Here is a 23,142-nt window from a genome sequence, read left to right on the forward strand (position 1 = left end):
TATCATACAACAAACGTACATTCGATAGGTAGTAAAGTAACAGTTTATGTATGTCGAACAATTAAGATGGCTTCCTGTCATCCCTTGTTCGAAGCCAATTCATCTCCCACCTACTCACTTCGCGTTCCTTGAGGAAGGAGTCTTCTTGGCTAAAATGATAAATGGACAAGGAACAATAATTTCTCAAGCAGGAAGTTTCATTTTGTGGAAAATAAAGTAAAATGATTATTTACGTTATAGAAGAAGTACTGTAATATATTGTTTATATTAAGAATTTTTCGTCTATTTAATTATTATTATAGGGGCTGTTTGATTGAATAATATGTCATTATTTCTTTATTCTGCAGGTTTTTTTTGGAGGTCATGTAAAAGTCATTTAATATTTTTAGTGTTTATTAGAGTTATAGAAGGTTTTATACCAGTTATTAACATTTTTCTTTTTGAGCGTTTAATAAACGAAGCAGCGAAATTTATAAATCATTCTGGTAACTTAGAACAAGTATTTGTATATTTAGCGTGTCAATTGGCTACTTTTCTACTTCAATATATTTTAGAACATCTTAGTATTATTAATGATAAATATATTAATCAAAAAATTGGTTTGCATATCAAAGAAATCACATTTAATAAAATGGAAAAGTTAGCATACATACATTTTGAAAATCCCGAATTTCAAAATAAACTTCAGATGATTAGTGGTATTGATCAGCGTATCGTAAATAATGTAACAAGTTCTTCTAACTTGTTAAAAGAATGTATAACACTAATTTCTATATTAGTTTATTTAATAAATATCCACTGGGTATTGGTAGTTATATTATTTATTGGAATCATACCCTTATTTATTATTGAAATAAAAAATGGTTCATCTAAATATGAATTAATGAGGAATTTAACGCCAGTAAATAGAGAAATGTTTTACATATCTAACCTATTATATAGAAGAGAGAGTGTTAAAGAGCTACGTTTATTTCAGATAACAAGCTTTCTAATTAAAAAATGGCGTCAAAAATATCAAGAAAATAATCTGGAGGAGATAAATTTATTAAAGAAACAAACAGTTTGGTTATTTGCTTCAGAAATTATACTTGTATTGGTATATGCGTTAACTAGTGCTTTTCTCCTATACTTAATGAAATTAGGAAGAGTGTTAGTAGGGTCATTAGTAGCAGTTTTACAAGCCATTCAAAACATCCAAGCCAGTTTAGGTAGTCTAATTAGATCTATATCAAATATTTATGAGAATTTATTATATGTTAAGGAGTTCTCATCTTTTATCTCTTTACCTGAAATTGATGACGTGGAAGATAAAGAAGAGATTCATGGTATTCAAGAAATAAGTGTTCAAAAATTAAATTTCACTTATCCTAATCAGGATATAAGAATATTGAAAGATATTAATTTAACAATTACACCTGGTAAAAAGATTGCAATTATTGGTGAAAATGGCTCAGGAAAGACCACTTTAATAAAATGTTTAACAGGTTTATATGAGACGGATTCATCTATGATACATGTGAACGGTATGCCTTTAAATAAAATAGATTTAAACAAATATTTCAAGAAAATTTCCGTTCTATTTCAAGATTTTAATCGCTTTGAATTTACGGTAAGAGAAAATATAGGTTTTGGAAATTTAGAGGAGTTAGCCGATACAGAAAAATTAAAAGAGGTAATAAAAAGGGTTGGATTAGAAAACCACATTAAAAGTCTACCTAATCAATATGATTCAAGATTGGGAAGGTTTTTCGATGGAGGAAATGAACTTTCAGGGGGGCAATGGCAAAAGATTGCGATAGCTAGATGTTTATTTAGGGAGTGTGATCTTATAGTATTGGATGAACCAACATCTGCTCTTGATCCAAAATCTGAAGTGGAGATTATGGAGGAGTTTTTTCGATATTCCAGTGATAAGGCTGTCATATTTATTACTCATCGCCTTGGGGCAGCGTGGTTGGCCGATGAAATTATTGTAATGGAACGAGGAAGAATTGCTGAACGAGGTACACATCAGGAACTCTTACATTTAGATGGTATATATAAAGAGTTATTCGTTTCTCAATCGAAATGGTATATGGAACATAAAGAACTGGTAAAAGGGAGTTTTTAAAGATTAAAAAAGGAGGAGTATGATGTCGATACTTTTAATGTTCATTTGTGTTTGGTTATTACTATTGTGCATCGTATTGAGGCAGATACATTTTTTAAAAAAGGAAATAGATTTACTTCCATTAATAGAGAGTGGGAATTTTAGTTATAAGGATAATAATCTTATTGGAGTAAATATGAAAAAATATTTCTTAGAAAAACATTTGAATTTTGAAGATATAACTATAATTGCATTTACGTCAATTACATGTCCTTTTTGTAAACAAGCATTAATAGAAATGATTGAGGAGAATAACGATATCTATAAAATACCACTAATAAATATTGAAAAGGTATTTGAATTGTCAGGTGATAATAAAAAAAACACAGATTATAAAGGCTTTGTCAAGATACAGGAAAATGAGAGCTTTTTTACTTCCTTAGATATAGATACTTTTCCAACATTCACCCTAGTTGATAATAAAGGAACAATAATATATCAAAATTCGTATCATAAGGGAATTTTCTCACATTATGAAAAGATGAGAAATATTAAGGAGGATAAAGTTATTTAAAAATATGAGGTGAATAAAAATGATTTCTTTGTTTTTTATGATGAAAATTGGAATTGCGACTTTATTTATTAGTACAGGCATTGATAAAATTAAGAAATTTAATATCCATCAATTGATTATAAAAGAATATCAGATTATTCCTGAGAATCAAATTAGGTTATTTACTATTATAGAAATTTTTGCAGAATTATTTATAAGTATATGCTTGTTTATAGGGTTGTTTCATAGACTTACTCTAATTTGTGCAGTACTACTACTTCTTGTATACTCTGTTGCTATTTTAGTAAACTTACTTAGAGGAAGAAAGGAAATATCTTGTGGATGTGGCGGTGTATTAGGAAATCATAAATTATCATGGATGTTAGTTGTTAGGAATCTTTGTATTGGTGCTGTTTCGGTAATCTTATTAATGTATCCGGTATCATTAGGGAGCTTAGATCATTTATTAAAAACTAATCAATTTGTGCTTGATATCTTTAATTTTCAGTATTTTACTTTAGTATTTACTAGTTGGATAATTATATTAATAGGAATAAATATGATACAACTATATAATATTTCTTTACGAATAGACCGTTTAACAAAAAATTGAATTAGTTCAAATTATCAGGAGAGGACTTAAAAAATGAGTGAAAAATGGTATGTCATTTCTAACATCACATTGTGGATTGTTGTTATCTTCCAAACTATATTAATACTATATCTGGGTAGGCTAGTTGGACAATTTTTAAATCGTTTTCGGATTCGTGAAAATAAGCAAATAGAAGAAAAATCATTGGCAGTCGGACAAAAGGTACCGGTGTTTCAAAAGAACTCTATGGAAGGAAAAACACTAGTAGTACCATCAGATGCATATGAATACACTTTACTTTTATTTGTAAGTAATACATGTTCTAGTTGCAAAGAACTATTTAAGAAGATGCCTGATGTTATAAATAAATATGATATTAATTATATCTTTGTTTCTAGTGAAATATTAGATAGTAGCATGATGCAAAGCAGTTCAAATGCACACTTTATAGTAAGTGCGGATATAGTTGAGGATTTCTTTGTCCATACCTCACCTTATATATTATTAATCGACAAGTTAGGTGAAATTAAGCATATTGCAGATTTGTCAAATTTTGGTGAACTAATAATGAAACTAGATAGTATTTTAGAACAAGAACTGGTTAATGTGTGATATAAACAAATCTAGCAATTTATTTTTGATTATTCAGAATGTTATTGACAGTTACAGGGAATGAATGTATTCTAAAGTTATTGTTTTCAATTAAATGTAATAGGAGGGATAAAATGTTAAAAAGATTACTAGGTATAGCACCATTAAGACCTGTATGTTCTTGTACTGTCGAAAGGTATTCTTGCGAGGGTGGAAGAGAAGTATATCGCTACTATGATTGTACAGTAAATGAGTTATGTGAAACGATTCGTACAAAGTATCCGTGCTAATTTGTTAGATAATTATTTTTATATTTTTAATGAGAGGATGATTAAAATGTTAAAGAAAATATTAGGAATAAGTAATAAAGCAGGAGAATGTGCATGTGTAAGGTCTCATTATGAGTGCGACAGCAGTGGACGCGTTTATGATGTATATATAAATTGTATTGGTCAGGTATGTAAGAGAGTTAGCACTCCGATGAGGTGTAATTAATATTTAGAAGTCTAAGGGGTACCAACCCACTTCCATCAACTTAAGGATTTGGAGTGTTTTTAAAATTACAAGCGCGTTACATGATAAAATGTATTTTAGAAGAAATATAGAGAGTAATACTAAAGCATCCGGAGGGGTGCTTTTTTCATTGAGGATGGAAATTCCTTATTAACCATTTTAATTACAGGAATAGTTATTATTGCCTAATAAAGCTTTAACATATGTTTCTTGCTTTACACATACGGCTTTATACTCGCTATCTACAGATACTATTAATCTAGGGTTTTAAAAAAGAATATATTCTATACAACCGTGATTCAAAACTTCATACTTCTTATATAGAAGTTTCCTATTTCTTTATAAAATCTTTAATTTATCTTTCTTTTAATTTAAATAATCTACTTTAAACTCAAGGTGAGTTAAGAAAAAAGGGATGACAAATAATTTATTAAAAAGATTAGGCAATGTGAACAAAACATTGCTTAAACATAGATTTTTTAGGCTTATTAAATTTTCGGAGGTAAAAAAATGAGACATAAAGTATTCGTGTGGTATGGTAGTAAATCTGCTGAACATGAGGTTTCATTAGAATCAGCCTTAAATGTATTAAATGAATTAAATAAAAATCAGTATGATGTATATATTACACGGGAAGGAAAGTGGAGCAAAACAAGATGGTAAAAGGATGATTTGTGTTGTAATGGGGACTAGTAATTATTCTCATATGGATTTGATAAATTTTATATACCTTTTCTTTAATAGGATACCACCATATGCGGTGCACACTGATTTGATTTTTTTGTGAATGTGGAACAAATGTATTACTTAGATTGTCTATTAAGTGTAATCCTTAAAAACATGTGGATATCGGTATGACTCTTGAAGAATTTGCAGGGACCACTAAGCGTTAAGGTGATAAAACTGCAGGAGACTAACTGAATCGTGTTAGCGCATAAAAGATTGAGATGAGATGGTCTATTTAAAAAGGATTCTAATGTCTTATATGTATATAGGATTTGATAACACTGTCTATTTTTTGGCGGATTATGTTAGAATAACGTTTTTTGAGTACATGATATTGGAGGTAACAGAAGTGAGAGGTGTGTTTTGCAAGAGATACATTGCAATAGTAACAGTGCTTACACTATTTTGTAGCATGTTTGTTACATATGGAAGTGTATCAGCAGAAACAGGATCTGCATTAAATATTGAAGCAGGTGCAGCAATATTAGTAGAAGCAGATTCCGGGAAAATTTTGTATCAAAAAAATGCGGATGAACTATTAGCAATTGCTAGTATGACAAAAATGATGAGTGAGTACTTAGTTAGTGAAGCTATAGCTAAAGGGAAACTTAGGTGGGATCAGAAAATTAAAGTTTCTAAATACGCACACGAAGTTTCACAAGATCGCTCATTATCAAATGTGCCCCTAGAAAACGGTGGTTATTATACGGTAAGAGAACTATACGAGGCAATGGCAATTTGCTCTGCCAATGGTGCGACAATTGCTTTAGCTGAAGCAATTGCTGGAAAAGAAGCCGATTTCGTAAAAATGATGAACGATAAGTCGAAAGAATTTGGATTGAAAAATTATAAATTTGTAAACTCTACAGGCTTAACAAACTTTGATTTAAAAGGACAGCATCCTGAAGGGACAACTCCAGATGACAAAAATAAAATGTCTGCAAGAGATTGTGCGGTTTTAGCACAACGTCTGATTCAAGATTTCCCGCAAATATTAGAAACAGCAAAAATCCCGAAAAAAACATTCCAAAAGGGCGACAAGTATCCAATTGATATGGCGAACTCGAACTGGATGTTAAAAGGTTTAATTAAGCAATACGAAGGTGTAGATGGCTTGAAAACAGGAACAACTCCAGAAGCCGGGGACTGTTTCACTGGCACAGTAGAAAGAAACGGTATGCGTCTTATCTCTGTAGTGATTAAAACAAAATCCCATACAGCACGTTTTGATGAAACAAAGAAATTATATGATTATGGATTTGCGAATTTTGAAGTAAAGAAGGCCTATGAAAAAAATTCAGCAGTAAAAGGTCATGAAACAGTGCGGATAGAAAATGCAAAAGATAAAGATGTAGCAGTTCAAACGAAGCAAGCTGTTTCACTTCCGATGCCAAAGGGCAGCATAGACGTTTATAAAAAAGAATTTAAAGTATCGAATAAAGAACAAGAAGCGCCTATTAAAAAAGGTGTAACAATTAGCCAAATGATTATAGTGCCTAATGATAGTACAAATCCTGGATTCTTATCAGGTAAATCATTACAAGTAGACCTTGTAACAAAATCTGAAGTAGAACAAGCTAATTGGTTTACACGTTTTATGAGCGAAATCGGTTCTTTCTTTAGCGGCAAATAGAGACAACTCTTTTTTTAATGCATATTCATAAGAAGCACGTCACCCTCTCTTTTAAATGTAATAAAATAGGAACCAACTTTTTGTTTTAGGAATAGTACAAATTCTTAAGTTGATAAATGTGGGGTATCGCCACATTTATCAACTTAAGAACGGAAACAAAATGAACTTTCGTTCAAATAAACTACAACACTCTTAAAACACTTTTTATTCTTAAAAATGAGCGTGCCAAATAAACCTAAATAGGTAACGTTTTTAAAGATTATGCAGCCTTCTTTTGTTTTCTAAGTCCACTATATTCATAGACAACACCTATAAATATCAAAGACTGTTTTCTTCTCATATCGATGAGATTTCCGCCCATTTTTTTGTAGTAGGTGGAATAGACGGGTTAGACTCTCTGTTAAATCAAGGGTTACATCCTTAGCGCACAGAGCACACAAAATGTTGATGCTATCCATTTATATAGTCTATTAATATTTACTTGTAGGAACGAAAAAAATTGAATGTATTTAAATATGAATAGAAGTATTATAGAGAAATACTATTAAAGAAAGGAATTTCATAGAATGGGAAATGTATTAAATGTAAAAAGCGTTATAGTCACAATAGTGGCTATTATTGCAATCGCAATTGGGTATTTTATGTTTCAATCAATTACTTCACCGGCTAGAGCAGTAGCCAGCCAAGTAAATGCAGTACACCTTGCAGGTGAACAGTCGAAAGTGGAGAGGAATAAGGCTGCACCAGTTCAATTTAATGGTCAAGTGAGGAAAATTGCTTATCTTACATTTGATGATGGTCCAGGAAAATATACAGCTGAATTGTTAAATATATTAAAACAAAATGATACAAAAGCAACTTTTTTCTTAATTGGTGCAAATGTAAAGCAGTATCCTGATTTAGTAAAACGTGAAAAAGCAGAAGGGCACTATGTTGGTATGCATAGTATGACACACAATTCCAAGAAGTTATATACAAATGGCGAGTATGTCAATGAAATGAAAGAAAATCAGGGGTTAATAGCAAATATTATTGGTGAATCGCCAAAACTAACACGTCCTCCCTATGGTTCTTCGCCTGGATTAAATGAAGCACTTCGTAATAAGGTTGTAGAAAGTGGTTTAAGAGTTTGGGATTGGACGATAGATACTTCAGACTGGAGATATGGTAACATGCCAGTGGATGCTGCAGCGGAAAAAATTGCTGAAAGTGTAATTACAGGTGCAACAAAGCCCAAAGAGATTATTTTAATGCATGATATTCATCCACAATCTGTTGCAGCAATACCAGCAATAATAGAAGGATTAAAAGCAAAAGGTTATGAATTTGAAGCATATCATGAAGAAGAGCACTTTTCGTTAAACTTTTGGCATGATAAGCGTATATAGCATAGGAAGAAATGAAGCTGACTTATAAAAAAGAGTTCTGTTGCATATATTTCAAAAACACTTGTAAAATTCGAGTTTTCTTGCAAGTTTTTTTATAATAGAAAATAATGCTACAAATAATAAAGAACATGTCAGTTTATATTTAAGCCCAAATATAATTAATAATGAATCATGTAGCAAAAGAAAAGGGATACAAAAAGGGCTTAGAAGAGATCCAAGATAAAAAATTGAGAGATTAGCATATAGTATATAGAAATTGCTTAACAAAACTGGATGAAAACAGTAGATTTCTTTTTAAGTACCCCAACAACTTGAAATAGGACTTTAAGTTGTTGGGGATGTATTTGTATTGGTTTGTTTTTTGAAACCTGATACATGCGGATCTGGGAGTCCGTTTTTTGAGGGTGACTAGATAAAATATTGAATTTAATATAAAAATAGTATTAATTTACAAACATGGCGGAATAAAAATATTATTTCAGATGAATATGAAATAATAGAGGAATGATAGAAATGTAACTTTTTTAACCTAAATATCTAATAAAAGAAAACATTAAATAACTAGCTATATGAAAGATGGTATTACTATTTTAAGAAGACGGTTTTAAAAGAACCGCCTTCTTTTTGTTTCTCTATAAAAAGATACAGACTAATTAATGCCATTTCTATGTTTTATAATTGTAATAGACTTATTTTAAACAGCTTTTTTAGTAGTAGCTATGTTAAATGTATTACTTCTCATGCTATAAAATTGTAGGCCTAATGAAATAATCATAGAAATTATCGCAAAGTAGATTAGAGCCATAGTACCCATTCCAAGAGAAATTACTACTCCACCTAATGTGGCACCTACTGAACTTCCTAGATAGTTAATCGAACTATTGAGGGCCACAGCTGCACTTCCATGTTTAGGTTGATAGGATAATAAAATATGTTGTTGTGGTGCTCCAGATGCCCATCCCATTGCTCCCCATATGAAAAATGGTAAGTACTTTATAATTGTTAGATTAATCATTATCGGAATACATACAACTGAGATAGTTAAAATAATTAAAATAAGAGCCATTAAAGTTTTTGGTTTTTTGAAGTAATCAATTAAATATCCAATTGTTATACTTCCAAATAATCCACCCAATCCCCAAGCCCATAAATAAATTGTTAAATCACTTGAGTTATCAAGATCTTGTAATAATGGAGATAGATAGGTATATAAACCTAAACTTGAAATACTTGCAAAGAATGTTATTAAAACAGTAATAGTAACTCTTTTATCTAAAAACATTGCAAGTCTTTCTTTCATAGCAGGTGGTGCTGTGACTGGAACATGTGGTAGAAACTTAAGAATACTAATAGCAGCAATTAAACTAAGTAGTACCACAAACCACATTGCTGATTGCCAATCAAAGTTGTCTGCGATATAAAGACCTATAGGAACACCTAATACAGTTCCCATACTCATGCCACCGATTGTTAAGCCAAGTGCGCGTCCTTTCTTTTCTACAGGTACTAACATAGTTGAGCCTGCGACAGCTAAAGGAGAAAATAATCCAGCACCAACACCAGCAATTGCCCTTGATATTAAGAATACCGAAAAGTTTGGAGATACTGCAGTTAATGCATTTGCAAGACCAAATATAACTATTGAAGTCAATAGAACTTTTTTGATAGGTTTACCTGCTAAGAGAGAAGCAAACAGTGGAGCGGATATTGCATAGCATAATGTAAATATACTTACCGCTTGCCCAACTTGGGATGCACTTTTTTGATAGGTATCACTAATTCCAGGAACCAGTCCAGCAATAATATAAGCATCGAATCCCAAGGCAAACATACCAATAGCTAAAAAAATAACTTTTTTCATAGTTTTGCCACCTTTACATTGTCAAGATTAAAATAAATTATCAATCTTATACACTCTAGTTGCTAGTTTTATACAGATAGAGAATGATTATTAAATCAATATATAACTCTATAAGGATTTCGTTTTCAATTATAATAATTGAGCTATATATAATTATTGAATAATGTCATAGTAATTAAAAATCTGCAGATTAAATTAAGGTAAAATAACATTTGATAATCATTACTCGTCTAGCTTAAGTAGGTTAATATTAGTATACTTAATGAATGGAATTAAATAAAATGAATAATATTAATGCAAGGGATGAAAAAAACTCATGAGTATTATTAAGTATGAAATTTTTGAATCAGTTATTACAACGGGGAGTTTTACAAAGGCTGCTGAAAAATTAAACATGACGCAATCTGCAGTAAGCCATGCAATTTCTAGCTTAGAAAAGGAATTAGGAACGTCTTTATTCCTAAGAACTGGTCGAACAATTACTTTAACTCTTCATGGCACTAAAGCTTATGAGTATATTGGTCAGATATTAAATATAAACCGTAAATTAATAGAGACTAATTTTAATGATGAATTATTGCCTAAAACACTAAAGATTGGGGCCTTTACAAGTGTAAAAAAACATATATTACCTCCAATTATGAAAGAATTTAATAAATTGTATCCGTTTATTGAAATTATAATATTTGAGGGGACTTATGATGAAATTCAAGAATGGGTTATTAATAAAGTAATTGACCTGGGATTTACAATTAACGGGGAATTCGGATGTGAATCCGTTCCATTTTGGGAAGATGAGTTAGTTATAGCAACACCAAATGACTTAAAGGTAATTCCTGAAGATTGCTCTTTAAAGGATTTCTTTGATCAAAATAATATCATTATGCCAGCAGCGCCGTACAGAAATCAAGTTGAGAAATTTTTTAATCAGCACAGTATAGAGCCTAAGGTTCATTCATATATAAGTGACTGCAATACAATAGTGAAAATGATTGATTTAGGAATAGGTATTTCTATAGGACCAAAGCTTTTCTTAAAATCATTTGATAATATAACGATATACAAATTACCAGATAGACATTATAGAAATATATACATATCTTATAAACATTCTACAGAATTAACACAAGCAGAAGGCTATTATGTTCAGGAATTTATAAAAATAGCAAGGAACTTATTTTAAGTTCCTTGCTATTTTTTATCCTAGTCGTCCAAATCCGCTTTTTTCGTTAAGCAAGACCCTTTTCTCCGAACTGTTATATTTAACTGTGTAAAAGCTTGATTTCTTAGAATCAATTTCATTAAGTAATTTCTGTAAGCGAACTGCATCTTTTAGGTTTGGAAAACCAAAAGAAGGTTCTTTTTCTAGCATAACAAAATCAGTAACATCTTTGACTACATTTATAATTCGTTCTATTTTTCTATCCCCATCATATTCATGTTCAAGGGAATTAAAGTATAACAGTTCTTCAGATTGTGTACTAGTTTCTGTCCAAATTTTTACTGAATCTTCATACCAGTTTGGCGTGTCATAAGATAGTTGAGCAAAAATTAATTGATTATTAGCATCTTGAAAAACAAAATCTAATTCTCTTCTTCTAAATAAGTTTACAAAACTACTGTATCCTGTCACTACAGCACCATTTATTTCACCCATCACAGAAACGCTATCTGAAATTTCATCTCCAGAGATTGAATAATCAGATTTTACCCCTTGAATATGTCTTAATTTTAATGGTGAATTACCGTTGATCCATTGAACAAGATCTAAAGAGTGTATAATTTCGCTGATAACTCCTGTTGTAGGTCGGTAGTCATTAATTCTATTTTTTTCCCATAAGAAGTTGGCACGTACTAATTTTAAATTATTTTCATTTACATATGCTTTTAATAATCGAGCGGCTTGTGAATATCTTGCAACCATATTTAAACAAAAGCCCGATGTGTATTTTAATAGTTTCTCTGCATTTTCTAATTTGAAATTTGGATCAACAAAAGGCTTTTCACATATTACAAATCCGTTGAAATTTTGAATTGAAAATAATACTTCTCCATGATTTTCGTCATTAACGGATATTACTAAAATATCTGGTTTAAATAATTCTAAAGCAGATTCGATAGTCGGATAATACACTAAATTAATATCTTTTTGAGATCTTGAAGTGTAAGCAATATCAATATCATTATTGTATAGATGTGAGATGTTATGGAAAGCTTCTAAAAACATTTGCCCTGAAAAACCCATTCCAATAATTAAGACTTTCATTTTGGTATGCTCCTATTCTATTGTTTTAAATAATAACTGTTCTCCAGTTTGGAGATAACCTCTTTTTCTATTAAACTCTTCAGCCATCTTACTAGATTGAACAACAATTTTTTGAACATCATTTTCTTTAAACCAATTATGAAAAGCATCCATCATGGCTTCTGCAATTCCTAGACCGCGTCTATCTTTGCTTACTACAAGAGATTGTCCCCAACCAACTCGTCCGTTAAGTGCACCTACCATAGGAGCGCGTAAATCAATTATTCCAATAACACATGAACATATTTTTTCATCTTTATCATATTGAGCGACCTGAATCAGTACATTCTCATTTGAAATATTCTCTTTAATCCAATGGCGATAAGCATTTTGCCAGGCCAAATTATCTTCTTCACTTTTTGCTGCATAATGTGTGTCACCACTAGATAATAAAATCTTTCTTAATTCCACTAATTCTTCAGTGTCTTGAATGATAGCTTTACGAATCACTAATTTTTCTTGCATAATCAAATTTCCTCCTAGAGTTCATTGTTTGATGGATCTGTATTTTTAGGGGTTATAATAACCAGACTAAAGACATTTTTATCTATGAATCAAAATATAATGATAAATCATTTTCATGATCATAAACTTAATTTGAGAATGTATAGTTGATCTTTAACTATTAACTTTAATAACCTAAAAATACCTTTTTTGTAAAATTAGTTTTCACGAGCCAAATATTATCATGACTTAAATATTATATCAATATTAATTTTCTAACTCTTTAGAAATAAATTTTAAAAATAAAAAATTTATTTTCTTGTTAGATAAATGGCTGTAAACACTCTATTTATCAGCTTTTCACTATTTCTAATCGTATTAAAACTTAAAATTTAATATAAATATATATATATAGGAAGAGTAAAAATATAATTTACCGAAAAAATTTTATTTTTAAAATTTTCGTTTGTTTTTTTTGTGCATTATGCCTATAATGAGAGAGCACCACAACTTTATTAACATTTTTTTACATTACCCCTTTAAATTGATAGTTAGAGAACTTATAATTGGAGGCACAATATGTATACAGAAATATTAAATGAAAAGCTAGTAGAACTGAAAAAAAGTGGGCAATACCGTGAGTTTGTTACATTAAATCGAATTCGTGGACAATATCCTTTAGCTAAATTAAATGGATCAGAAGATAGTCAACCTGTAGTAGTTTGGTGCAGTAATGATTACTTAGGGATGTCACAACATCCAGTTGTTGTTGAGGCTATGCATAATGCAATTGATTTATATGGTGCGGGATCAGGTGGTTCTAGAAATATTGGTGGTACACATTATCAATATGAGGCATTGGAGTCATCATTAGCTGAATGGCATGGTAAAGAATCTGCGCTTGTATTCCCGACAGGATATGGATCAAATGATGCAACACTTCAGTGTTTACTACGTTTATTTGAAGATTGTATTGTTTTTTCCGATGAGCTTAATCATGCATCTATAATTAATGGGATACGTAGTACGAAGGTAGAGCGTACAATTTTTAAGCATAATAATACAGAACATTTAGAGCAATTACTTGCATCACAACCATATAATCGACCAAAAGTAATTGTTTTTGAGTCAGTTTATTCTATGGATGGTGACATTGCACCAATTGAAGAAATTGTTAAACTTGCTAAGAAATATAACGCTTTAACATTCCTTGATGAAGTTCATGCAATTGGTATGTATGGACCTAGAGGGGCAGGAATAGCTGCTGATCTAGGTATTGCAGATTCGGTTGATATTATTCAAGGGACTATGGCTAAGGGAATTGGTGTTATCGGAGGTTATATTACAGGTTCGGGACCAATGATTGATGCAATCCGATCTTTTGCCTCAGGTTTTATATTTACGACTTCACTACCACCAGCTATAGTAGCGGCATGTTATACAAGTGTTGAGCACTTAAAGGTTTCTAAAGTAGAAAGAGATGGTTTACATAAAAAAACAGAAATGTTAAGGAATTCTTTTGAAAGAGCGGGAATTCCAATTATGAATTCAACCGAGACACATATATTACCAGTTTTAGTTGGTGATGCAACAAAGTGTAAAGCGGCTGCACGTCAGTTACTTGAGAAACATAATGTATATTTACAACCAATTAATTCACCAACTGTACCAATTGGGACCGAGAGATTTAGGGTAAACATTACTCCAAATCACACTGAAGAACAAATTATACAATTAACAAATGCACTAACCGAAGTATTTATTGCATTCGATATACCTTTCTTGAAAGAAGAACAAGTCATAGTATAATACTATTATTTTAAATTCTTTATATACGGTTATATTAATTGTTTATTTAAATAATATTTTACTATATTAAAATTACATATGGTTTATTAATTAAAATACCCCATATAAATATGGGGTATTTTAAGTGAGGGGGAGTTAGTTATGGAAAGTTGTTCTATGTTCGATATTGTAAAAACTAATAATTTATCACCTGAAATTATGGGAACCGAAATGGGTAAGTTAGCTAGAGAATTATTTATTTTAAGACCTGAAGAAGTGAATATTTCAATTTATGGAAGCTTTAAAAACGTCACGAATAAACATGAATTACAAATAGGCTTTTTGAAAGGAATATTTAGTTCCTCTGAAAAGGATATGTTAGAAAAAGTTCCATTTATTATTGATAATTGTACTGTAATTAAATTTGTAGAAGGTTATGCAAAAACAAGTTATCCTTATACTGCAAAAATTTCTTTGTTAAATGGAACAGAAAGTATAGAAGTTGTTACATATAAAAATGATGTGGGAAAAATACTTATTTCAGAAATTAATGGTTTTAATGTTAAAATATCAGAAAACAGTCCAAATCTTTTAGTACGAAATAAAAACAGTTGTAAATTTCTCGCTTTTATAACATCCTTATTCAATGATTATGAAATTAATATTATAAAAATTCATTGTTCATCTCAAAAGATAGATAATATTATGGTCATTGAATTAGACAGATTACCATCGGCTAAAATAATTGAAAGGATTCATAGTAATCCTTATGTCTATACGGCTATTGTGATAAATTGAATTAATTCATAATAAGTTTTGCATTATTCGTTATAGAAGTATAAAATGAGACTCAAATATTATAATGAATAATATATAGAATTTAAAACCGATTATAAATGTATGGGAAAGAATAAAAATTCAGCAATAAAAAATTGCTGAATTTTTATTCTTTACTGTTTATTCTTTCCTATTCTTCCTAAACTATCTTTAATAGTTGTTTCCCCAAGTTGTGTATATAGCAAAGCTGTATCTTGACTGGTATGCCCAAGTTGTTGCATCACTTGTAATGAGTCCTTTTCTTCCATATATAATTTATTTGCCAGTGTATGTCTTAATTTATGGGGAGACATTCTTTTTCCATAGGCCTTCGTATATTTTTCTACTATATCTTGGATAGCTCTAACCGAAAGAGGCTGTGCAGTATGTTTATACTTCGATAAAAACACATTTTTTAATTCTTTCCCTGGAGCGTATTTGTTATCTCTAATTTCCATATACTTTTCAATATCATTCAACGCAATGGGGGTAATCCATACTGAATCTTCTTTATTTCCTTTTCGGATCACATCAATTAGTCTTTCTTTTAAGTTTATATCTTCCATACGAAGATCGGCCAATTCACTTACACGAATACCACTACCAAGAAAAAGGGAAAGGATAGCTACATCACGATCTTTATCTCTTAGGAAATAGAACAACTGATGTTTTGTTAAAGATTTTTCGTGTTCATACTTAACATAATTCAAAAATTCTTGATCGTCATCATTATGAAATATCTTAGATCTCATACGTTTTGCACGAGCATTTAATGTTTCTTTATCTTTATGTATTTCTATTTTAGCCATTACATTTCTATAAAAATAACATTCTCCATCTTCATTCTCTGATAGGGCGGTAAGGTACTTAAATAAAGACTTTAAGGCCGAAATCTTTCTGTTAACAGAGGAATTCTGCATGCTTTGTTGTAATTTTAAGAATCTCATAAAGTTCTCAACATCTTTTTTCTTTAAATTCTCCAGATCAGAGAAGGATATGTCTTTAATAGGTTTTAATTCAATAATTTGTTCGGATAATAACCAATTAAAGAAGACTCTAAAATCATATACATAATTCAGTAGGGTGGAGGGAGAGGCATCATGCAATTCTTTGTACTCCACAAATTCTTCTATGTAAAAGGGCATTTCATTTAGATTCTCGTATAATTTTTTACGATGTACGGATTTTTGACGTTGCTTGCTGTAATCCATAAAAATCACCTCATATATACTATAACAGAAAATTTATGCGAACACAAGTTCGCGTTAAATTCAATTTTTACACAAACTTATTTACATAATTAAATTATGGTTGCTAGAATTTAACTGAAATTGAATAAGAATAGTGTAATTATTCTATTGAAAATGATAGATAACCAAATGATATATTAAAATTACATTATAAAACTAGTAGAAAAATCACATGTAAATGTAGATGAAATAAAGGATTTTTTAAACAAAAATCAATATGTGGAAACAGTTTAAAAGTTGTTATCAAATATGAATTGGTTATTTTAATCATGGTTATGAGGGGTTAATTAGATTAACATAAGAAAAAATCTTATAAATTAAAATGTAATTTACTATAAAAATTATTAATGAGTGACTCAGCATTTAATAATTTTTATATAAAGTATGGATTATATAGGCACATATCAATACGCTAAGATTAATGTAATTGAGCTCAAACCCCCTAAATACTGTATTAGAGTTTTATATCACCGTATTATTGTTCGTAAAAACGGTATTTCGTGCGAAGTTTTGAAGTGTTTGTTTTTGCCTCTTTATAAATGCATCATTCACTTCCCTTTCGTCATTATGAATATCTTTTAGTTTCAGATACATTCAACTATACACATTAATATCGAATTCACTTTTTTCGCTTTTGAGGACGTTGCATTCCTTAACTTGGTAGGCATGGGGACCACCATCTTGATTTAAGTGCATATGTTTGTCAGAGAAAGTGGATTATAGGTTAAGGATCACAGCCTTGCATCAGTGGATGATGGAACTAACTTGTAATTCCATAATACAAGCTCCTCTTTCATTACAATATGATACTATACTACCTTAACTTAATGATATATATCATTACTTGTACCATTATATATAAAAGTACATAAATATTTCTAGATGCTTTCCCCTACTCTCTTTGTAATATATGTTTTTTCTATTATTATTATATTAAGGTAGTAGATATATCATAGAATTTCTCGGTTTTTCCCTTTAAATACAAAAACCTCCCCCATTTCCATAAAAATAGGGGAGTAAAAAATAGAGTATCGCCATAATACTTATATATACTGTAATCTTTCCAATCCAGAAATTGGAGACCTATTTGGCATAGAAGGTCGAACTTCTACAAAAGCAGGCATTATGCTGGATGGTAATTCTGAGATTGCGACAGCCAATTGACCTATATCCCGTGGGCGCATTTTCCATTCATCATTTTCCATCGATCTATTGGCAATTGCTCCTAAGGATAGGTGACTAACACGTATTCCTTCATATCTTAAATCTTGTATTGCCGCCTCTGCCATTGCGTGCAAAGCAGATTTTGTACTTGAATATGCAACACCTTGCTCAAAGTAGTATTCACCCGCATGGCTTCCAATAAATATAATTAGCCCTTTACTCTGCTTTAGCATAGGAGCAGTAAACTGAATCAACCATAATGGGGCTGAAAGATTTGTACTTATACTGTCTTGCCAATCTTGTTCTGTTATCTTTGAAATGTTATTAAATCTTCTTATACCTGCATTATTTATTAATATATCTATTTTTCCATATCCTCTAATTATCCCGGCAACAGACTTTTCAATATCTATCTTTTGTGAAAGATCACATTGAATTTCTTCTAACCATTCTTCTTTACACAAAGTCCGATTCAATCCAATAACCTTGTGCCCTTTTTCCGCAAATGATTTTGCAATTCCGTATCCCAAACCACGATTTGCACCAGTTATTACTACTATTTTCACTTTAAAACACCACCTATTTTCTCAAAATGTTATTTTTATAACTTAGATGGCACATTAATGTTATAAAAATAATTATTAAAGTTTGCTAAAAAGTCATTAATTTGTTTTTCTTTTTCATATAAAGATTTTTTTCTTTTAACTATTTTTGCTGAAATCTCTTCAATTTTTTCATAGACTATTAATCCATTTTCAACAAGTGTCTTACCTGACTGCACTATTTCCACAATACAATCCGCCATATTCAATACTGGAGCAATTTCCACCGAACCATTTAAATGTATCACTTCTATATCATGGTATTGCTGATCAAAATATTTCTTTGTAATTACAGGATATTTACTTGCTACAGATTTTACATCTTTTATATTTATTCCAGGTTTTGCACAAACACACAGTTCACATTGGCCAATTTTAAGATCAAGTATATCTACAAAACCTTCACCTTTTTCTAATAGTAAATCACTTCCTACAACGCCTAAATCAGCAATTCCTTTCTCTAAAAAAAGTAAAATATCTACTGATTTCACCAAGATAAAGCGCAAATTTTGTTCACTTAACTCAAAACACAGTTCACGCGAACTCTCTAAATCTAAGGGGATATTAATCCCACTTCCTCTTAGAATCTGCAAGGTTTCTGATAATAAGCGTCCCTTTGAAAGAGCAATTGTAATAAACTCTTCATTTACTGACAAAGTGATTCCTCTCTTCATAGAAAATATAAAATCAAATGTTAATAATTTTTCATTTTCTTCTTTGTTTACTTTTTCCTTAGTACATCTTCTATACGTAAAACTTCAAATGGAATTAAAACTCCTACACTTTTAATTCTCCCTGTTAAGTGCCCAATAACAATGTCCGAGGTACATCCCAATAACATGTAGGCATCTGCCTTATTCATATGATTTGCTTGAGCTATTATCTTTGTAGAAGTATCTACGCCCATCTTAACAGCTTCTTCAAATGTCTCTCCAAATCCAATTATTACAAGCCCTTGTTCTACCTGTAAAATGGGAGTAGGAATATTATTTTCAAATATATTTATATTTATTTGTAAAGTGCCTGATGCCTCTAAAGCAATCCCTGAGGGTTCTCCATTTCCTTGTAAAGCATGTAAGTCACCAGCGTATAATAAACCACCTTCGACAGCTACTGGTAAATAAATTGTTGTTCCTTCAACCAACCAGCGGATATCTAAATTACCTCCGTATTTACATGTTGCACCATTTCTTGTTCTAAAGGGATCAGCTAGTCCTATCCCTCCCAAGCTAGGTCTAACCTGTAAATCAATTCCCTCAAAATCTATCCTATTATTTTTAATCTCTATTTTCTTATAATTCCGTTCTGTGAATTGACCCTTCAACACTCCTGAAGAACGTGAAATACATGTATATGCATACTTGGCTAAATGAATATTTTTAATTTTTATAGCTACTGTCATTCCTGGCAAAGCTCCATTGATATAAACTGGCCCTGTAAACGGATGATGTTTGCCTTTATTAATTACATTATTTAATTCCTCTTCATTATCCGTCTCTTGTGAAAATGCATTCATTACCTCCATTGAGATTTCTTGACCTGGATTTACATATAAAACCGGTTCTCTCTCTGGAGATAACTCAAAACTAGCTGTATCGATTGAGTATTCAATAAAATTCACATCTACTTTATTCATCTTATTATTTCATACTCTCTACAGGCATTATACGTTTCAATATTTCTTCATAAGCATGTACCAAGTCCCCTTTGTTGTAACGAAATACATCTTTATCTAGAGATTGGTTTGTTTCTATATCCCAAAGACGCATACCATCTGGAGAAATTTCATCTCCTATTACCAAATCACCTGCTGCATTTCTTCCCATTTCGAACTTAAAATCAACTAACTTTACACCTCTTTCCAAAAGAAAATCCTTTAAAATAGCATTTAATTCAAAAGCTATCTCTCTGATAACTTCTATTTCTCTTTTAGTAGCAATGCCCATTGCAACAATGTAATCGGAATTCATCATCGGATCGTTTGAATATTTGAGGTCTAATTTTAAAATAGGCTGATTAAAAACTTGTCCATATTGGATAGGATAATTCCTTACAATTGAACCAGCCGCAATATTTCGGGGGATTATCTCCAATTTAATCATATCTAATTTGTTAACTTTCATTCTTCCCATTCCTATATTTGATATATAATGATTAGGTACCCCTTTTTTATGGAGCAACTCAAATATGTGAGAAGAAAATTCACATCTTAGTATTCCAGTTCCTATAATTCGAGCATTTTTATTTTGTGTATAAGAAGATACACTATCCAAAAAATGCATGATAATTGAATCATTTTCCTCACCATAATACATCGACTTTGACTTACCACATGTATATAACAAACCGTTTTTCGTCATTATATCCTATCCTTTCCATTTATAAGTTATAGCCTTTATATAGAAAAAATCCCATGTAAAGTGTGTGCTACACCATCATTTTCATTTGTTGGTGCAATACAATTCGCTTTTAACTGCACATCTTTTCCAGAGTTACCCATAGCGACCCCAAAACCAACTAGTTCCAACATTCCAATATCGTTTTCTGCATCACCAAAGGCCACTATGTTTGAAAGTGGGACACTGTAGTGATTCGCTATCCACTTTACAGCCGCTGCTTTCCCTGCATTTTTACACAAAATTTCTATCCAAACTTTACGGGAGTCGGAAAATGTATAAATTAAGTGCTCTTTGAAATGTTTTTCTAAAATTCTGATAATAAATTCGGTATTTCCCCTAACAATCAATTTAGATAAATGATCATCTAAAAAAGTTGACGGATATCCTATTGCATGTGGTGGACAACCAGCATCAATCCAGCACTGTACATCTTTATCAATTACATCCACCCAAAACTCGTTATTCTTTTCAGCTAAATAATTTTCAATACTTTTTTCTTCTCTTAATACTTCAAATAATTTTTTCACTATGGAAATATCAATCATATTAGATGTAAGTATTTTACTGTTTCTATTATCAAAAATTAATGCCCCATTATAACAAATGCTTGGAGTATCCAGTTCTAATCCTTTTAAATATATTTCTATATCTCTTGGTGCTCTCGCCGTTGCAAGAATAACAGGTATTTTCATTTGATTTAAAGATTGTATAGTTTTTACTGTTTTATTACTAATCTCTTTATTATTGTTTAGCAAAGTACCATCTAAATCACATATGACAATTTCAAACGTAGAATTCATTTTAAATAACTCCTAAACAAGAATTAAAATCTCTTTATTTATCAATTTTTCGTCAATACTTAATTTATTATTTACAAAAGCAAGAAAGTATCCACCACTAAATATTTCTTATCTAATGGTGGATACTCTAAGTTTGCACAAAAATCTAAAATTTAGGTTTATGCTGCTTTGTTTAATTCCTGTTTCTGATTTAGCACTGAAAATCCGTATTTTACAAATGTTTCTTTTACTTGATCCGTTTGAAGATAGTTATAATACTCTGTAGTTTGAACTGGAGACATTGTTGCTTTAAGAACACCCATTGGATAAATAATAGGGTCATGTAAACTAGAATCTGCTGTATCTACTATTTTTACTTGAGGTGAAATAAGTGCATCTGTCTTATATACAAGCCCAGCATCAACTTGCTTCGTTTCAATCAAAGACAATACATGTCTTACATCAGTTGCTAATACAAATTTAGGTTTTAAAACTTCATACAGGTTCAGCCCTTCAAATACTTGTTTTGCATACATTCCAGCAGGTACTGTTGCAGGATTACCAATAGCTATCTTTTGCACATTATTTGTGTTCAAGTCCGAAAAACTATGCACAATATTATTTTCGATTGGTGTTGCCAATACTAATTCATTCCCTAAAAAATTAATAGCTTGGCTCGGATTGATATACCCCTTTTCAACTAGAGGAGTGAAATTTTTTTCTGCAGCGGAGATAAATAGATCTGCTGATTTACCTTGCTCAATCATTTGTTGAAGTGAACCTGAACCACCGTAAGTGAAAGTAAACTTTACATTTCCATGAGTTTTCTCATAATTGGCTGTAACTTCCTCTAAAACATCTTTTAAACTTGCAGCAGCAAATACTTTTATCTCAGTTTTATTAACATTTTCTTCTGCCATAGCAGGAGAGAATCCTGTGAAAATTGCTAGCATAAAAACAGAAACAGCACATAGTAAAAATGATTTAATTGTTTTCATAATTTTTCTCCCTTCTTAATAAAAGACAATAAATAAATTATCTAAAAAAGTACTCTTGTATCTCCTCCTTTATCAAAAGCATCACTTGTACAAAATTTAATTCTCGCAAACAGAACATACCACAACATTCTTACTACATTTTAAATTCTAATTTTTCTATATTTTCAGATTTATTTTTTGAGAAACATTTGTACAATAATATCTGCTCAATTTAAACAAATAAAGTATTATGAATCCGCTTTTTTATAAAAAACAACGCAATAAATGTTTATGAAATAACATCATCATATGTCGAAATATGCGATTTTATTTCATAAGGGAATTTTTTTGCGAAAAAATAATCTGAAAATACTCGTACTTAGTTATATTTAGTTATTTTTAATTGTGTTTAGTTAAAATTCGTTATGCATTAAAATCTCCGAAGAAATATATTCCAATTAAATCAAAAATATTGTATACTTCTTTTTGTATTTTCAGAATAATAAAACGGAGGTGTTACAATTGACTTCATACTAATATTTATTTACATTTACAAACAATAAATTCGAAATACTCAATGTGGAACATACCTTCAAATTAGTATGTTTTTAAAAGAGGTTTATTAGTTGGATAGCCTGTAGAATTTGATACTGGACTAGTTTCATTATAAGA

The 23,142-nt window shown here is 30.6% G+C and carries 21 protein-coding genes; 11 read left to right on the forward strand and 10 right to left on the reverse strand.

Annotated features, from left to right (window positions below):
* Positions 1 to 322: 322 nt before the first annotated feature.
* From JDS95_RS27425 to JDS95_RS27465, 8 genes are all read left to right on the forward strand, one after another.
* Positions 323 to 2,110, forward strand: a complete 1,788-nt coding sequence (locus JDS95_RS27425) for an ABC transporter ATP-binding protein (protein ID WP_255535857.1) — start codon at positions 323 to 325, stop codon at positions 2,108 to 2,110.
* Between the two features lie 22 nt (positions 2,111 to 2,132).
* Complete coding sequence (locus JDS95_RS27430; protein WP_199690891.1) at positions 2,133 to 2,663, forward strand: thioredoxin fold domain-containing protein; 531 nt, start codon at positions 2,133 to 2,135, stop codon at positions 2,661 to 2,663.
* Positions 2,664 to 2,682: 19 nt separating this feature from the next.
* Entirely contained in the window at positions 2,683 to 3,255 is a 573-nt protein-coding gene (locus JDS95_RS27435) for a MauE/DoxX family redox-associated membrane protein (protein ID WP_199690892.1), read from the forward strand.
* A gap of 33 nt (positions 3,256 to 3,288) precedes the next feature.
* Positions 3,289 to 3,846: a TlpA family protein disulfide reductase gene (locus JDS95_RS27440; RefSeq protein WP_053446105.1), complete on the forward strand. Its 558-nt coding sequence runs from the start codon at positions 3,289 to 3,291 to the stop codon at positions 3,844 to 3,846.
* Between the two features lie 113 nt (positions 3,847 to 3,959).
* Complete coding sequence (locus JDS95_RS27445; protein ID WP_000919787.1) at positions 3,960 to 4,115, forward strand: hypothetical protein; 156 nt, start codon at positions 3,960 to 3,962, stop codon at positions 4,113 to 4,115.
* 733 nt (positions 4,116 to 4,848) lie between these two features.
* On the forward strand, positions 4,849 to 5,001 hold the full coding sequence (locus tag JDS95_RS27450; RefSeq protein WP_229203641.1) for a hypothetical protein: 153 nt from the start codon (positions 4,849 to 4,851) through the stop codon (positions 4,999 to 5,001).
* Positions 5,002 to 5,413: 412 nt separating this feature from the next.
* Entirely contained in the window at positions 5,414 to 6,697 is a 1,284-nt protein-coding gene (locus JDS95_RS27455; RefSeq protein WP_307838004.1) for a D-alanyl-D-alanine carboxypeptidase family protein, read from the forward strand.
* 566 nt (positions 6,698 to 7,263) lie between these two features.
* Positions 7,264 to 8,085 (forward strand): peptidoglycan-N-acetylglucosamine deacetylase, encoded by an 822-nt coding sequence (locus JDS95_RS27465; protein ID WP_079519864.1) that lies wholly within the window; start codon positions 7,264 to 7,266, stop codon positions 8,083 to 8,085.
* A gap of 694 nt (positions 8,086 to 8,779) precedes the next feature.
* Here the strand turns inward: JDS95_RS27465 and JDS95_RS27470 are convergent.
* The gene (locus JDS95_RS27470) at positions 8,780 to 9,946 is read right to left on the reverse strand and encodes an MFS transporter (protein ID WP_000755608.1); all 1,167 of its coding nucleotides are present in this window, start codon (positions 9,944 to 9,946) and stop codon (positions 8,780 to 8,782) included.
* A gap of 316 nt (positions 9,947 to 10,262) precedes the next feature.
* On the opposite strand from JDS95_RS27470, the gene JDS95_RS27475 reads away from it, so the two are divergent.
* Positions 10,263 to 11,129 (forward strand): LysR family transcriptional regulator, encoded by an 867-nt coding sequence (locus tag JDS95_RS27475; protein ID WP_000022497.1) that lies wholly within the window; start codon positions 10,263 to 10,265, stop codon positions 11,127 to 11,129.
* Between the two features lie 15 nt (positions 11,130 to 11,144).
* Here the strand turns inward: JDS95_RS27475 and JDS95_RS27480 are convergent, their stop codons facing one another.
* A complete protein-coding gene (locus JDS95_RS27480; RefSeq protein ID WP_000866042.1) occupies positions 11,145 to 12,212 on the reverse strand; it encodes a Gfo/Idh/MocA family protein in 1,068 nt (355 codons plus the stop codon).
* Between the two features lie 12 nt (positions 12,213 to 12,224).
* Entirely contained in the window at positions 12,225 to 12,716 is a 492-nt protein-coding gene (locus JDS95_RS27485) for a GNAT family N-acetyltransferase (protein WP_001156581.1), read from the reverse strand.
* A gap of 558 nt (positions 12,717 to 13,274) precedes the next feature.
* Between JDS95_RS27485 and hemA the strand changes: the two genes are divergently transcribed.
* Entirely contained in the window at positions 13,275 to 14,504 is a 1,230-nt protein-coding gene (gene hemA / locus JDS95_RS27490; protein ID WP_000287836.1) for a 5-aminolevulinate synthase, read from the forward strand.
* A 141-nt stretch (positions 14,505 to 14,645) separates the two neighbouring features.
* Complete coding sequence (locus tag JDS95_RS27495; RefSeq protein ID WP_000443215.1) at positions 14,646 to 15,281, forward strand: ACT domain-containing protein; 636 nt, start codon at positions 14,646 to 14,648, stop codon at positions 15,279 to 15,281.
* 152 nt (positions 15,282 to 15,433) lie between these two features.
* On the opposite strand, the gene xerS is transcribed toward JDS95_RS27495, so the two are convergent.
* The 7 genes from xerS to modA form a co-directional block, all read right to left on the reverse strand.
* On the reverse strand, positions 15,434 to 16,510 hold the full coding sequence (gene xerS, locus JDS95_RS27500; protein ID WP_000386615.1) for a tyrosine recombinase XerS: 1,077 nt from the start codon (positions 16,508 to 16,510) through the stop codon (positions 15,434 to 15,436).
* Between the two features lie 1,082 nt (positions 16,511 to 17,592).
* A complete protein-coding gene (locus JDS95_RS27505) occupies positions 17,593 to 18,279 on the reverse strand; it encodes an SDR family NAD(P)-dependent oxidoreductase (RefSeq protein WP_199690893.1) in 687 nt (228 codons plus the stop codon).
* 35 nt (positions 18,280 to 18,314) lie between these two features.
* Positions 18,315 to 18,971, reverse strand: a complete 657-nt coding sequence (gene hisG, locus JDS95_RS27510; RefSeq protein ID WP_000115579.1) for an ATP phosphoribosyltransferase — start codon at positions 18,969 to 18,971, stop codon at positions 18,315 to 18,317.
* Positions 18,972 to 19,036: 65 nt separating this feature from the next.
* Positions 19,037 to 19,951: an acetamidase/formamidase family protein gene (locus JDS95_RS27515; RefSeq protein ID WP_001044906.1), complete on the reverse strand. Its 915-nt coding sequence runs from the start codon at positions 19,949 to 19,951 to the stop codon at positions 19,037 to 19,039.
* Positions 19,952 to 19,955: 4 nt separating this feature from the next.
* Complete coding sequence (locus tag JDS95_RS27520) at positions 19,956 to 20,675, reverse strand: phosphoribosylaminoimidazolesuccinocarboxamide synthase (RefSeq protein ID WP_000164572.1); 720 nt, start codon at positions 20,673 to 20,675, stop codon at positions 19,956 to 19,958.
* A 35-nt stretch (positions 20,676 to 20,710) separates the two neighbouring features.
* Positions 20,711 to 21,514, reverse strand: coding sequence for a Cof-type HAD-IIB family hydrolase (locus JDS95_RS27525; RefSeq protein WP_001089199.1), 804 nt, complete (start codon positions 21,512 to 21,514; stop codon positions 20,711 to 20,713).
* Positions 21,515 to 21,672: 158 nt separating this feature from the next.
* Complete coding sequence (gene modA / locus JDS95_RS27530; RefSeq protein ID WP_000849080.1) at positions 21,673 to 22,491, reverse strand: molybdate ABC transporter substrate-binding protein; 819 nt, start codon at positions 22,489 to 22,491, stop codon at positions 21,673 to 21,675.
* Positions 22,492 to 23,142: the final 651 nt, after the last annotated feature.

The organism is Bacillus cereus group sp. N24 (genome assembly GCF_016483345.1).
Classification (GTDB): Bacteria; Bacillota; Bacilli; order Bacillales; family Bacillaceae_G; genus Bacillus_A; species Bacillus_A toyonensis.